Origin of the sequence: Arthrobacter sp. PM3, assembly GCF_003352915.1 — a bacterium.
Taxonomy (GTDB): Bacteria; Actinomycetota; Actinomycetes; order Actinomycetales; family Micrococcaceae; genus Arthrobacter.
This window is the reverse complement of sequence record NZ_CP022314.1, coordinates 1,736,649-1,750,649: the sequence shown is the minus strand read 5'-3', so window position 1 is coordinate 1,750,649 and position 14,001 is coordinate 1,736,649. Positions and strand designations below refer to the sequence as shown.

11 protein-coding genes are annotated in these 14,001 nt (G+C 68.4%); 5 read left to right on the top strand and 6 right to left on the bottom strand.

Annotation, left to right across the window (positions count from 1 at the left end; all coding sequences use genetic code 11):
• Nucleotides 1-12: 12 nt before the first annotated feature.
• Both CFN17_RS08130 and CFN17_RS08125 read left to right on the top strand, forming a co-directional pair.
• A complete protein-coding gene (locus CFN17_RS08130) occupies nt 13-2,196 on the top strand; it encodes a copper-translocating P-type ATPase (RefSeq protein ID WP_208750906.1) in 2,184 nt (727 codons plus the stop codon).
• 16 nt (nt 2,197-2,212) lie between these two features.
• Complete coding sequence (locus tag CFN17_RS08125) at nt 2,213-2,848, top strand: class I SAM-dependent methyltransferase (protein WP_208750905.1); 636 nt, start codon at nt 2,213-2,215, stop codon at nt 2,846-2,848.
• A gap of 50 nt (nt 2,849-2,898) precedes the next feature.
• Here CFN17_RS08125 and CFN17_RS08120 read toward each other — a convergent pair whose 3' ends face one another.
• The 3 genes from CFN17_RS08120 to CFN17_RS08110 form a co-directional block, all read right to left on the bottom strand.
• On the bottom strand, nt 2,899-3,612 hold the full coding sequence (locus CFN17_RS08120; protein ID WP_261792414.1) for an EAL domain-containing protein: 714 nt from the start codon (nt 3,610-3,612) through the stop codon (nt 2,899-2,901).
• Nucleotides 3,613-3,795: 183 nt separating this feature from the next.
• On the bottom strand, nt 3,796-5,028 hold the full coding sequence (locus CFN17_RS08115; RefSeq protein ID WP_261792413.1) for an acyl-CoA desaturase: 1,233 nt from the start codon (nt 5,026-5,028) through the stop codon (nt 3,796-3,798).
• A gap of 13 nt (nt 5,029-5,041) precedes the next feature.
• Nucleotides 5,042-6,124, bottom strand: a complete 1,083-nt coding sequence (locus CFN17_RS08110; protein ID WP_208750903.1) for a ferredoxin reductase — start codon at nt 6,122-6,124, stop codon at nt 5,042-5,044.
• Between the two features lie 97 nt (nt 6,125-6,221).
• Between CFN17_RS08110 and CFN17_RS08105 the strand changes: the two genes are divergently transcribed.
• The gene (locus CFN17_RS08105; RefSeq protein ID WP_208750902.1) at nt 6,222-7,430 is read left to right on the top strand and encodes a CdaR family transcriptional regulator; all 1,209 of its coding nucleotides are present in this window, start codon (nt 6,222-6,224) and stop codon (nt 7,428-7,430) included.
• A gap of 33 nt (nt 7,431-7,463) precedes the next feature.
• Here the strand turns inward: CFN17_RS08105 and CFN17_RS08100 are convergent, their stop codons facing one another.
• Both CFN17_RS08100 and CFN17_RS08095 read right to left on the bottom strand, forming a co-directional pair.
• A complete protein-coding gene (locus tag CFN17_RS08100; protein ID WP_208750901.1) occupies nt 7,464-8,822 on the bottom strand; it encodes a GAF domain-containing serine/threonine-protein kinase in 1,359 nt (452 codons plus the stop codon).
• A 189-nt stretch (nt 8,823-9,011) separates the two neighbouring features.
• On the bottom strand, nt 9,012-10,625 hold the full coding sequence (locus CFN17_RS08095) for a peptide chain release factor 3 (protein WP_208750900.1): 1,614 nt from the start codon (nt 10,623-10,625) through the stop codon (nt 9,012-9,014).
• Between the two features lie 368 nt (nt 10,626-10,993).
• On the opposite strand from CFN17_RS08095, the gene disA reads away from it, so the two are divergent.
• Nucleotides 10,994-12,070: a DNA integrity scanning diadenylate cyclase DisA gene (gene disA, locus CFN17_RS08090; RefSeq protein ID WP_208750899.1), complete on the top strand. Its 1,077-nt coding sequence runs from the start codon at nt 10,994-10,996 to the stop codon at nt 12,068-12,070.
• 26 nt (nt 12,071-12,096) lie between these two features.
• Here disA and CFN17_RS08085 read toward each other — a convergent pair whose 3' ends face one another.
• Complete coding sequence (locus CFN17_RS08085) at nt 12,097-12,708, bottom strand: hypothetical protein (protein WP_261792412.1); 612 nt, start codon at nt 12,706-12,708, stop codon at nt 12,097-12,099.
• A 398-nt stretch (nt 12,709-13,106) separates the two neighbouring features.
• Here CFN17_RS08085 and CFN17_RS08080 point away from each other — a divergent pair, with 398 nt between their 5' ends.
• Nucleotides 13,107-13,943 (top strand): A/G-specific adenine glycosylase, encoded by an 837-nt coding sequence (locus tag CFN17_RS08080; protein WP_315968662.1) that lies wholly within the window; start codon nt 13,107-13,109, stop codon nt 13,941-13,943.
• Nucleotides 13,944-14,001 lie beyond the last annotated feature (58 nt).

Genomic DNA, 14,001 nt, shown 5'->3' with positions numbered 1-14,001 from the left:
GGAGCACGCACCATGGAACACCGTCACACCACCCCGGACAGCAGGCAGGGAACCGCAGGGCACACCGCAGCCGGCCACGCCGACACGGGCACCGCAGCGACAAGCCACTCCGCTATGGACCACTCTGTAGCGGGCCACGCCGCGGCCGGCGCCGCCGCGGACGACCACATGGTGCACAGCCACGGCCAGCACGCCGGGCACAGCGTCGCCATGTTCAGGGACAGGTTCTGGGTGAGCGTTGCCTTGGCGGTACCGGTGGTCTTCTTCAGCCCCATGTTCGCGGATCTGCTCGGCTACGAGCCCCCGGCTTTCCCGGGCTCGGCCTGGATTCCGCCCGTGCTTGGCACTGCGATCTTTGTTTACGGCGGCCGGCCGTTCCTCAAGGGCGGGCTCGACGAACTGCGGACGCGCAAACCGGGGATGATGCTGCTGATCGCCATGGCCATCAGCGTCGCGTTCGTCGCCTCATGGGTGACCACCCTGGGTCTCGGCGGCTTCGACCTCGACTTCTGGTGGGAGCTGGCGCTCCTGGTGCCCATCATGCTGCTGGGCCACTGGATCGAGATGCGCGCCCTCGGCTCGGCCCAGGGGGCGCTGGATGCGCTGGCGGCGCTGCTGCCCGACGAGGCGGAGCGGGTCACCGGCGCCGGGACGGAGACGGTCAGTGTCGCGGAGCTCCGCGCCGGCGACACAATCCTGGTGCGCCCGGGCGGCCGGATGCCGGCGGACGGCACGGTCAGTGACGGCCAGGCCGAATTCGACGAATCGATGATCACGGGCGAATCGAAGACCGTCCTGCGAACCCTTGGCGATCCCGTGGTGGCAGGCACCATCGCCACGGACAACTCCGTCCGGGTCCTGGTTTCGGCGATCGGCGAGGACACTGCCCTGGCCGGGATCCAGCGTCTCGTGGCCGAGGCGCAGGCTTCATCGTCCCGGGCCCAGGCCCTTGCCGACAGGGCCGCCGCGTTCCTGTTCTACTTCGCCGCCGGCACAGGTGTTCTCACTTTCATCTTCTGGACCCTGATGGGCAGCGTCACTGACGCCGTCACCCGCACCGTGACCGTCCTCGTGATCGCCTGCCCGCATGCACTGGGCCTTGCCATCCCGCTGGTCATCGCCATCTCCACCGAGCGGGCGGCCCGGGCCGGCGTCCTGATCAAGAACCGGATGGCACTGGAGCGCATGCGGACTGTCGACGTCGTGCTCTTCGACAAGACCGGGACCCTGACCAGGGGCGAGCCGGAGCTCAAGGGCGTCGCCGCGGCCGCCGCAGGCGACAGCACGGGCAACAACACAGCCGCCGGCCGGGACGCCGTGCTGGCCCTGGCTGCCGCCGTGGAGGCAGACAGCGAGCACCCGGTGGCCCGTTCGATCGTCGCCGCCGCCCGGGCCCGCGGGCTGGACATCCCGACAGCGTCAGGCTTCATGTCACTGACGGGCCGCGGCGTCCGCGCCACGGTCGACGGCCGGACGGTCCATGTCGGCGGCCCCGCCCTGCTCCGGGAGCTGGGGCTGCAGGAACCGCAGTCCCTCGCCGCCGTCACCGGGGTCTGGCTGGAGCGCGGCGCCGCCGTGCTTCACGTGGTCGACGGCGGCACCGTCCTGGGCGCCGTCAGTCTCGAGGATGCCGTCCGGCCCGAGTCCCGCCAGGCCGTGCGGGCCCTCCAGGCCAGGGGCATCAAGGTGGCCATGATCACCGGCGACGCCCGGCAGGTCGCTGACGCTGTCGCCGCCGATCTCGGCATCGATGAAGTCTTCGCAGAGGTTCTCCCGGCGGACAAGGACAAGAAGGTGGCGGAGCTGCAGGCCCGCAGGCTGAAAGTGGCCATGGTGGGCGACGGCGTCAACGACTCCCCCGCGCTGGCACGGGCCGAGGTGGGGATCGCGATTGGCGGCGGCACGGACGTGGCCGTGGAATCCGCCGGGGTGGTCCTGGCCGGCAATGACCCCCGGGCCGTGCTGTCGATGCTCGATCTGTCGCGGGCGAGTTACCGGAAGATGTGGCAGAACCTCGTGTGGGCCACGGGCTACAACGTCATCTCCGTGCCGCTGGCGGCCGGGGTCCTCGCCTTCGCCGGGATCGTGCTCTCCCCCGCCGCGGGCGCCATCATGATGTCGGCGTCGACCATTGTGGTTGCCCTGAATGCCCAGCTGTTGCGCAGGCTCAAGCTCAACCCGGCCACGGCCGGCTGACCCGAGGAGATTGCCGATGCCTGAATCAACGCCCCGCGGCTCATCGTTCGGAGCACGTTTCGCCCGGATGGGTCCGCGGATGGACGCCCGCGGGGCGGCGGAGCACCGGCGGCGCCTCCTGGCGGGCGCGCACGGCGTTGTCGTCGAAATCGGCGCAGGCTACGGGGCCACCTTCCCTTTTTACCCTGCCGCGGTGACGGGCGTCCTGGCCCTTGAACCGGACCCCACGCTCCGGAAGCTGGCCCAAGCCGCCGCCGGCAAGGCGCCCGTACCGGTGACCGTGAAGGACGGGGTGGCGGAGTCGCTGCCCGCCGCGGACGGTTCGGTGGACGTCGTCGTCTCCAGCCTGGTGCTGTGCAGCGTGCCGGACCCGGCTGCCGCCCTGGCGGAGGTGGTCCGGGTCCTTCGGCCCGGCGGTCTGCTGCTGTTCTATGAGCACGTCCGTTCGGCCCACCGCGTGGTGGCGGCCGTCGAGGATCTGGCCGCACCACTGTGGAGCAGGATGGCGGGCGGGTGCCACCCCAACCGCGACACCGCCGCGCTCATTGCCGGGGCGGGCCTCACCGTGCAGGACCTGGAGCGCTTCGGCTACTCCGTCCTCCCGGGCAATCCGCGGCTGGCGCATGTCCTGGGGGCAGCGAGCAAGCCCTGAGCGCTGCCTGCCGCGGCAGGCGGGTGCGAATTTGCCGTGGCGCCCGCGCGCTAACCGACGGCGGCCGCGCCCAAAACAGCGGGACGCACTTGCGGAAGCTCCTCGAATGCCGGCTTCCCAAACCAGTAGCCCTGGAACAGGCGGATGCCGGCTGCGCTCAGGCCCAGGAACTCCGCCTCACTCTCGATGCCTTCCGCGAGTACGGTGACCTCGAGCTCCTTCGCGATGCCGACGATGCCAGCCACGACGGCCCGGCGGGCCGGGCTGGTGTCGATGTCCCGGATGAGCTTCATGTCGATCTTGATCAGGTCCGGCTGGAAATCAACCAGGAGGCCCAGCCCCGCATGGCCAGCACCGAAGTCGTCGATGGCGGTGGTGAAACCATGCTTGCGGTATTCGGTGATGATGTTTGTGAGGTGGGCGGTGTCCGAGACCTCCTCGTTTTCCGTGAACTCGAACATGATGGACGACGTCGGAAAGCTGCACCGCCCGGCCGCCAGCAGCGTCGCGCGCAGGCAGGCAGCCGGTTCGTACACCGCATTCGGCATGAAATTGATCGACAGCATCAGATCCTCACCGGCGGGAAACAGGCGCGACGCCAGCTCGATCGCCTTGACGCGGCAGGCCTGGTCGAACCGATACCGCTGTTCCGGCGAGACCTTGGACAGGACCTCATAAGCCCCCTCGCCCGATAAGCCCCGGACCAGTGCCTCGTATCCCCACACCCGGCCTGCGACGGCGTCATAGATCGGCTGGAAAGCCATGCTGAAATCAAAGCCAAGCGGTGAAGATGTCGTGCAACCGGCACATGCCATGTGGGCCCCCCTCAGTGATTGCGTCCACTGTAGGGTACGGCGGCTGGTTGAATATTCGTTCGACGCAGGCGGGGGCGCGCCGTGGCAGCCTTCAACGGATAGCCTTGGGCCCGGCGGCCCGCGCCGTGCGGCCTAGGCTTTCTTCGGGGGCAGGGCCAGCTTGAAGATCTTGCCCCAGGTGGAGCCGACCTGCTTCAGCAACGGACCGGTGGTGTACGGCAGGCCGTAGCGCTTGCAGATCTCCTGCACTTTCGGGGCCACCTCCGCATAGCGGTTCGACGGCAGGTCCGGGAACAGGTGGTGTTCAATCTGGTGCGAGAGGTTGCCGGACATGAGGTGCATGAACCTGGAGCCGGAGATGTTGGCCGAACCGATCATCTGCCGCACGTACCAGTCGCCGCGGGTCTCGCCGTCCACCATCTCCTCGGTGAAGGTGTCAGTGCCCTCCGGGAAGTGGCCGCAGAAAATCACGGCATGCGCCCACACGTTGCGGACGGCGTTCGCGGTCAGGGTGCCGTATAGGGCCTGCTTGCCGGAGCCGGTCAGCATAGCGACCGCGGGCGTGGCGGCGTAATCCTTGGTGAACTGCTTCAGGGCCTTGCGGCCGAGAGCCTTCAGGTCCTTGACGAGGGCTTCCTTCGACTTCTTGCCCTCCTGGTATTCGACCAGTTCGAGGTCGTAAATCGCGATGCCCCACTCGAAGACCGGTGCCAGCAGCGCGTTGTACAACGGATTGCCCAGGTTGAACGGCGTCCATTTCTGGTCCGGGTCCATCCGCAGGAGGTTGTATCCGATGTCGTTGTCCTTGCCGACCACGTTGGTCCAGCGGTGGTGGAGGTCGTTGTGGGTGTGCTGCCAGGAGCGCGCGGGGGTGACAAAGTCCCATTCCCACGTGGTGGAGTGGATGTCCGGGTCGCGCATCCAGTCCCACTGGCCGTGCAGGATGTTGTGCCCCAGTTCCATGTTTTCCAGGATCTTGGCGAAGCTCAGCAGCGTGGTGCCGGCGATCCAGGCGGGCTTCTTGCGGCCCATGAGGAGCAATGCGCGGCCCGAGAGCTCCAGGCCGCGCTGGATCTTGATCAGGCGGCGGATGTAGGCCGCGTCCGATGCGCCGCGCTTGGCGAGGATGTCGTCGCGGATGGCGTCGAGTTCACGCCCCAGCTCCGCAACTTGCTCGTCGGAGAGGTGCGCCGCCGCCGGCGGCCGTAAGAGCGGGCTGCCGGTTTCGGCGAGGGCGCCGGGCCGCTTCTTCGCTGCCGCTCCCGCCGCCGCCACGGCGGTATCGGCGGCGTTCTCAGCGTCGGCGCCAGTAGCGGCGTCGAAGTCGGTGTCGGAAAGGTCCGGCTTGTTGGAAACAATCGTCATGCGGTGGTGCTCCTCAGAGGTCGAGGTTAACGGGGCCGGCGGCTGCCGACACGCACGTCTGGATTAGTTGGCCCGGCTCGCCGTGGACCTCGCCCGTGCGGAGGTCCCTGACGTGGCCGGCCCGCAGCGGGATGAGGCAGCTGTGGCAGATGCCCATGCGGCAGCCGCTGGGCATGAGGACCCCGGCGTCTTCGCCGACGTCCAGCAGCGGGGTGTCGCCGTCGGCTTCGACTTCACGGTCGGAGGCTTCGAAGGTGACCAGCCCGCCGTCGTGCCCGGCACCCGCGGCGAGGGTGGCGGTGAAGCGTTCAATGGTCAGGGTGCCCGGCGGGGCTGTTTCGGCCGGCGGGGCGTCGACGGCCTCTGCCTCCCAAAGCGCCTCGGTGTCATTGAGGAACTCTTCGGGGCCGCACGCGTAGGCGGCGCGCTGGCGCCAGTCCGGGCAGAGGCGGTCGAGGTCACCTGCGGAGGTAAAGTCCAGCCGGCCGTTCTCGCTGGTGAACCATTGCTCGACGCGGAAGTTGGGGAACTGGTCGGCGAGTTCGGCGAGTTCTTCACGGAAGATAAAGTCCGCGGCGGTGCGCGCGGTGTGGATGAGCACGACGTCGGCATCGGGACGGTGCGGGACCAAGGTACGGATCATCGACATCACCGGCGTGATTCCGCTGCCCGCGGTCAGCATGAGCAGCGGGCGAGGGTGCTCCGGCAAGATAAAGTCGCCCTGCGGGGGCGCCAGAAACAGGACGTCGCCGGGTTTGGTGTTGCGCACGAGGGCCCCGGAAACGGCGCCCATATCAGTAACGGTGATTGCGGGGTCCTGGCCGGCAGGGGCGCTCAGCGAATAAGACCGCCAGTGGCGGACGCCGTCGAGTTCGACGCCGATTCTGGCCCACTGGCCGGCAAGATGCGCTTGCCAGCCGCGGCCGGGACGGAAGAAAATGGTGGCGGAATCGGCCGTTTCCGGGACCACCCGGGTGACCACGCCGCGCAATTGGCGGGCGGAGAACACAGGGTTGAAGAGCGACAGAATATCTTCTGGAGCTAAGGGGGTGGTCAGTAGAGATGCGGCGCGCGCCAGCTTACGGAGCCGGATCATTTACCAAGCTTATGTCAGCGGACGTCATACTTCTTCACCCAAGGCATACGATCGACTCTAGAAAACTATCTCTCCGCAACAACACTTTGGATTTTTCATGAACGCCTCACCCGCCCGGGAGCCTGCCGGCACCGTCCCCGCCTACGATCCGCCGTGGCTGGCGCTGCCCCGCGAGGTCAGCGACATGCTCCGCCCCAGGATGCCCGGCATTGTCGAGGCCATCATCGAGGCCGTCCCGCAGCTCGTTCCCGCCTACGCCAGGCCGATCGAGGGGCGCTTCGGCCGCGGCCTGCGGCGCGGTGTGGCCGCGGCGCTGGACCGGTTCCTGCAGCTGCCCGGCACGCGGCTGCCGGCGCTGTCCCAGGAAAGCCGGGACCTGGTGGCCGGTCTGGGCAGCGGCGAGTTCCGGCAGGGCCGGAGCATGGATGCGTTGCTGAGCGCGTATCGTATGGGCGCCCGCGTCACCTTCCGGGAGATGTCCAAGGTTTCGGTGGAGCATCATCTGGGCCAGGGTGTCGTCGTGGACCTGGGCGAATCGATCCTTGCCTACATCGACGAACTCTCGGCAGTGAGCGCGGAGGCGTACGCCTTCGAACAGTCCGAACGCGCCGGCGCGGTGGACCGGCGGCGCACCGAGCTGCTGGACCTGCTCCTGCTCGGCCAGGCCGACGAAGCGGCCCTCCGTCAGCAGGCCGCCATGGCGGACTGGTCCCTGCCGCAGCGGATGGTGGTGGTGACCCTCCCGCTGGACCGGGCGGCCGGGCTGCGGCTGCGGCTCGGGGCCGGAACCTTGGTGATTGAGCGCGAGACCGACGTCGTGGCCTTGGTTCCGGCCCGGAAATCCCGGGCTGGACGGGCGGAGCTGGACCGCGCGTTGAAGGGGCGCGGCGCGTCCGTGGGGCCGGCCGGCGGTTGGGAAAAGGTCCCGGATTCGCTGCGGCTGGCCGTGCTGGCGGCCTCTGCACTGCCTCCGCGCGAGGGGCCGGAGGATCCTCCGATCTGGGCCGACGAGCACCTGGCGCAGGTGATTCTTGGGGCTGAACCGTCGGCGATCACCGAACTTGCCAACCGCCGGCTCGCGCCGCTGGAAGGGCTCAAGCCGGCTCAACGCGAGCGGCTCTCCGAAACCCTGCTCTCCTGGCTGCGCCACTGGGGCCAGCGGGCGCCGGTGGCGGCCGAACTCGGGATCCACCCGCAGACCGTCGGCTACCGGGCCGCGCAGCTGCGCGAACTCTTCGGCGACGCCCTGGAGGACCCCACGGCACGCTTTGAGCTGGAACTGGCCCTGCACGCCGGCCGCCGGTAGGCCGGCCGGACGCTGGACCCTCGTGCGGGCCGGTTACCCGGCGAGCGCCTGCCGGCTGTGCAGCCGGAGCTCCAGGTCGTGCATCACCAGTGCCGCCAAGTCCTCCAGCGCGGAGATGTCCTCGGCGCTGAACTCGCGCGGTTCGCGGTCCAGGATGCAGAAAGTGCCCAGGTTGTAGCCATCCCGGCTGCGCAACGGCACCCCGGCATAGAACTGCAGGCCGAACGCGCCGGCCACGAGCGGGTTGGCAAGCGTCCGGGGATCTTTTAGCGCGTCCCGGACAATCCAAGGTTCGCCCTGCAGGACGGCTGAGGCGCACAGACCCGGGTCGCGGCCAATCTCCGTGACGTCCGTGCCGTGGTGGGCCTTGAACCAGACGCGGTCATGGTCCACCACGCTGACGATCGCCACCGGCACCGAGAACATGCGTGCGGCCAGCGCCGCGATGCGGTTGAAGGCGCCGTCCTCCGGGGTATCCAGAATCCGGTACCGCTCGACGGCCTGCATGCGCCCTTCTTCATCGGTCAGCAGCGGCGCCGCGTCCTTGCGGTGCCGGCCGGTGGAGTTGATGGCCTCCTGGCGCAGGGCCAGGGATACTTCGCGGGCCGGCGGCCGCGCCGCCGGGTCCCGGTTCAGCATCGAGGTCAGCAGGGCCACCCACATAGGCGCGAGCCCCTCCGGAATGTCCGGGTCGTCGAATAGCCGGGCAAGGGCGGACTGGAGCGGGGCGCCGGGGTAGGCCATCTTGCCGGTCAGCCCCTCGAGCAGGACCAGTCCCAGCGAGTAGACGTCGCTGGCGGGAACGGCAGGCTCGCCAGCGGCCTGTTCGGGGCTGAGGTAGGCCGGCGTGCCCGAACTGTCGTCGAGGTCGCCGTGGTGGCTCTCCCGGACGGTGATGGCCACGCCGAAGTCGCTGAGCTTGGCGCGCGGCCGGCGGTCCTCGGCGCTGTAGTCCACCAGCAGGATATTGGCAGGCTTGACGTCCCGGTGGATGATGCCCTGCTCGTGAATGTGCGCCAGTCCGTCGGCGAGATCGTGGCCGATCAGCGCCATGTGGGCGGCGGACAGCGGGCCTTCGGCCGCGCGGCGGCGGAGGTCGGGGCCGCGGACCAGCTCCATCACGAGGTAGCTAAGCCGGCGGTCCGGGTCGCTGACGTCGGCTCCGGCGTCGAACAGAGTCACGAGGGCATGGTGGGCCATGCCGGCGAGGATCCGCACTTCATCACGCTGCCGGCTGGTCCGTTCCTCGTCCACGGTGCCGTCGCGGAAGAGTTTGACGGCTACTTCGCGGCCCAGGGATTCGTCCGTGGCACGGTACACACTGGACTGGCTGCCCCGGCCAATGAGTTCTTCGATCCGGTAGCGCCCGCTGAGCAGGAAACCGGGGTCCATAGTTGGTGTCAAGAGTTTTACGTGGTCCCTCTCACGGGGCCCGCCGCGGGAATCGGGCGGATCAGTTCACAGCCGGTTAACTGACCCCGGCACCTGCCGCATTAGCAAGGTTACTTATGATAACGCGCAAAGCGGATTCAGGAAGACGCTCCGGGCATCTTTCCCCGTAGGTCCCGATGCTTTTTGCCGCTATTTGGCGGGGTTGTGGGTCCCGATCGGCACAAGCGTCAGGTCCGGGTGGTTCTTTTCGATCCGGCGGAGGGCCCAGACGTCGTTGAACAGCGCCAGGTATTCCCCGTCGGAGCGCAGCAGCACCTCGGCGCCGGGCACGTTGGCCAGAACCGCCATGGCGTCCGCCGTCGAGATCCGGGCCATCGAGTACGGGAGGCGTTCCAGCCGCATCGGGGCGCTGAAGTCGTGGGCCATGCGGTCTTCGACCACCTCGAACTGCATGGGTCCGACTGCGGCAAGGACGGGGGCCTGGTCTCCGCGGATGTCGGAGCGGAGCACCTGGATGACACCCTCGTGCTCGAGCTGTTCTATGCCGCGGCGGAACTGCTTGAACCGGCTGGGGTCCTTGGACCGCGCCACCTGGAAGTGTTCGGGGGCGAACAGCGGGATCGCCGGGAACTCCACCGGGTTCTCGAGGAAGAGACTGTCCCCCACCCGCAGGGAGGAGGCGTTCACGAGTCCCACGACGTCGCCCGGGAAGGCCTCGTCAATGACTTCGCGTTCGCGGCCGAAGACCTGCTGGGCGTACTTCGTGGCGAAGGACTTCCCGGTCCGGCCCTGGGTGACCACCATGCCGCGCTCGAACCTGCCGGAGCAGACGCGGATAAAGGCCACGTGGTCCCGGTGGGCCTTGTTCATCCCGGCCTGGACCTTGAAGACGAATCCGGCGAACGGGGCATCGACGGGGCGGGGCTCGCCGTCGACGTCGGGGCGCGGGGCTGCGGGCGGGGCGAAGTCCACGAGGGCGTCCAGGATTTCCTTCACGCCGAAGTTCAGCGCGGCCGAGCTGAAGAGAATCGGCGTCGCCTTGCCGGCGTGGAAGGCCTCGACGTCGAATGCCAGGTTGGATTCGATGACCAGTCCGGCCTCGTCGACGGCGTTGGACCAGTCATCGCCCTGGCTGGCGGCGGCCTCGTCCGGGGTGAAGTATTCGGTGAGGGCGATGTTGGCGCCGGCATTGTTGCGCTGGAACTGCGCGAAACGGTAGTTGCGCAGGTCCCAGACACCGCGGAAGTCGCCGGAGATACCCACAGCCCAGGTCAGCGGCATCGGCTGCAGGCCGGTGCGCTCGGTGATCTCGTCCATGAGGGCCAGGGCGTCCAGGCCGGGCCGGTCCCACTTGTTGATCACGGTGATGATGGGCAGGTTCCGCTGCTTGCAGACCTCGAAGAGCTTCATGGTCTGGGTTTCCAGGCCCTTCGCAGCGTCCACCAGCATGACCGCGCAGTCCACGGCCGCCAGCACGCGGTACGTGTCCTCGGAGAAGTCGGCGTGGCCGGGGGTGTCCAGGAGGTTGATGACGGTGTCCCGGTAGGCGAACTGCAGCGCCGCGGAGCTGATCGAGATGCCGCGGTCCTTTTCCATCTGCATCCAGTCCGAGACCGTTTCCTTGCGGTTGGCCTTGCCGCTGGAAGCACCGGCCGTGCCGATCACCTTCGCGTGCAGCGCGAGCGCCTCGGTGAGGGTGGATTTACCGGCGTCGGGGTGCGAAATGACGGCAAAAGTCCGGCGCCGGGCCGCCTGCTTGTGAATCTCCTGGACTCGGGCGGGGCTGTGGACTTCTTGAGACACGATGCTACTTTCGCTGCGGCTGTGGACAGGTTACGGCGCGGAGAGCCCGCGGTACACCCAAGGATCCAAGTTTATCCCAGGCCGCCGGTCCGGCACGAAGCGGCGGCCGCACGTCCGCCTGCCGGCCCCTTCGCGCAGGCCGGCCACCACCGCCAAAATGCAGTCCCGGACGGGACCCGCAACAGCCATTACGGAGGCATCCGGCGGAGCGTCGCCATGGGCCACTTTAAGGCTTGACTGTGCGGAAGTAGCCCTCCTTTACCCCTATCATGGGGAGAGCGGGGAACTGAGTACTTTTTGATCCTGCCGGAAGACCCTCGAACCCGGCACACCTGCAGGCTCGTTCCTGCACCTTGGAAGGGAAATCTATGGCTCGGAGCCCTGAAGATGCTCTCAAGGCGACTCTGGCCAGAGTGGCACCGGGCACCGCCCTCCGCGACGGACTGGAACGCATCCTCCGCGGCCGGACCGGTGCCCTGATCGTGCTGGGCATCGACAGGACCATCGAGTCCATCTGTTCGGGCGGATTCGAGATCGGCATCGACTTCTCCCCCACGCGGCTGCGGGAACTGGCCAAGATGGACGGCGCCATTGTCTGCGACAAAGATGCCAGCAACATCCTGCGCGCGGCGGTCCAGCTCGTCCCGGACTCAAGCATCGAAACGCAGGAATCCGGCACCCGGCACCGCACCGCGGAGCGTGTGGCCATCCAGACCGGCGTCCCCGTCATCTCGGTCAGCCAGTCCATGCAGATCATCGCCCTGTACGTCAACGGGCTCCGGCACGTCCTGGAGGGCTCCGAAAAGGTCCTGGCCCGCGCCAACCAGGCCCTGGCCACCCTGGAACGCTACCGCTCACGCCTGGACCAGGTGACCAGTTCGCTCTCCGCCCTGGAAATCGAGGCCATGGTGACTGTCCGCGACGTCGCCGTCACGCTCCAGCGCCAGGAAATGGTGCGCAGGATTTCCGAGGAAATCTCCCAGTACGTCCTGGAACTGGGCGAAGACGGCCGCCTGCTGTCGCTGCAGCTGGACGAGCTCACCGTGGGCCGCGGTCCCGGCAGCGACGTGATCATCCGCGACTACTCCAGCCCGGATGCCACCCCGGAGGACATCGACAACGCCGTCAAGGCCCTCGTCGGCCTGGGCCCCACCGAGCTGATCGATCTGGGCAGGATCGCCGGGATCGTCGGCTTCGCCGGCGGCGAGGCAAACCTGGACGCCGTCGTGCAGCCGCGCGGCTACCGCCTGCTTTCCGGCCTGAAGGCCGTGCCACGGGCCGTCGCGGACCGCCTGGTGGACCACTTCGGCGGCCTGCAGTTCCTGATGGCGGCAACGATCGATGACCTCATGACCGTGGACGGAATCGGCGACCAGCGTGCCAGGACGGTCCGGGAGGGCCTGAGCCGCATGGCCGAGGCCAGCCTGCTGGACCGTTTCCTCTAAACCCTGAGGCCCTGCGCCTAACCCCGTCAGTAGAGCTGGAACACGGCCTTGGGGCTGGTTTTGCCGGCCAGCCGTGCGGTGAAGACGTAGTAGGCGCCGTCGGTTCCGGGCTTGGCCTCCACGGCTTCGCAGCCCTGCACTGTGCGGTTGCGCTGCCAAGGGAAGTTGGCGGTCTCGCTCTTGCCCGGCGCGATGGTCTTCATCAGGTCCGTGGCCTCGGCCTGGCAGTCCTTGGAGGAAAAGATCCGGTCCGAGCCGCTGGTGATCATGTACTCCATCTGCGAAGTCCCCATGTTGACCTCGCACGGCACCTTATTGTTGTTGGTCACCTTGAGGGTCAGCATCGGCTTCTCACCGGCATCGTAGGACGGCTTGTCCGTGGCAGCCGTGACGGTTACAAGATTCTGCTCGCAGCCGTCGCCGGCCGCGGCGCCGGGCGTGGCCGAAGGTGAATCGGATGCCCCGGGGCTCGCCGAGGCCGAGGCCTGGTCCGACGGCTCGGCCCCGGCACCCGATTCCTGGGTACCGGCCGCCTGCGTGCCGGTCGGCTGGGCAGCGGAAGTCGTTGCACCGCCGAGGGCATTTGAGACGGCGGCAAAACCGCCGACCACCACGGCGATGACAAGCAGCAGGACCACACCTGCAAACAGCCTGCGGCGGCGGTAGACCGGGCTGAGCGGAGGACGTCCCGGCTTGCGGGCGGGCTGCCCCCTGCCGGAACCTTTCGGCCGTGAACCGCCCGCTCCTGAACTGCCTTGCCTAACCATTCTTCTAGCCTAGAGAACCGCGCGGCCGAAGACGCCCGACCACGCCGCGGAAGCCGCAGCCGTCCGGATCCCTTCGCCGCATCTACTACGCTGAAAGGATCGAAACTCTAGTCCCATCCCTTACCGTTGACGCCGCGCACGCCGGGCCGCAGACCGGGCCGACGGCCGTCGGCGCGGACCTCACCGCCCTCCATGCCGCCCTGGATGACTGGTTCGCGTCGAGCGCCAGGGATTTGCCGTGGCGGAGCGCGGGGTGCACGCCGTGGGGTGTGCTGGTCAGCGAGGTCATGCTCCAGCAGACGCCGGTGGTCCGGGTCCTGCCGGTCTGGGAGGAGTGGCTGCGCCGCTGGCCGGAGCCGTCCGACCTCGCGGGCGAAGCCGCCGGAGAAGCCGTCCGGTCCTGGGGACGGCTGGGATACCCCCGCCGGGCATTGCGCCTGCACGCGGCCGCCGTCGCCATCCGGGACAGCCACGGCGGGGCGGTCCCCGGCACCTACTCAGAACTCCTTGAACTGCCCGGTGTGGGCAGCTACACGGCGGCGGCCGTTGCGGCTTTCGCCTTCGGGCGCCGCGAAACCGTAGTGGATACCAACATCCGCCGGGTCCATGCACGGCTGGTCCTGGGCTCGGCCCTGCCCGCCCAGGCGCTGACCGCGGCCGAGATGCGGCTCGCGGCTGAACTGCTCCCGGACGACACAGCCGCCTCAGTGCGCTGGAATGCCTCCGTCATGGAACTCGGCGCACTGGTCTGCACGGCACGGGCACCCAAATGCCGGCAGTGCCCGGTCAGTGCGTCCTGCGCCTGGCTTGCGGCCGGCGAGCCGCCGCCGACCTACACCCCCAAGGGGCAGGCCTGGCATGGGACGGACCGGCAGGTGCGCGGTGCCGTGATGGCTGTGCTGCGGGTGGCAGAGGATCCCGTGGCGCGTGAGTTGTTCCACCGGGCCCCGGCGGACCTCGGATTTGAACCGCAGGGCATCGGGGTCCCGCTCGCGGCCCTGCACCGGCTCAACGCGGCGCCCGAACAACTGGAACGAGCCCTGGCCGGGCTGCTCGGTGACGGCCTCGCGGAACTTCATGGGGGCGGCTTCCGGCTCCCTGGCTGAGGATCGCTTATGCCGAGAAGCATAGAGAGCAATTATCCGGCCGCTGCGGGCGAGGCAG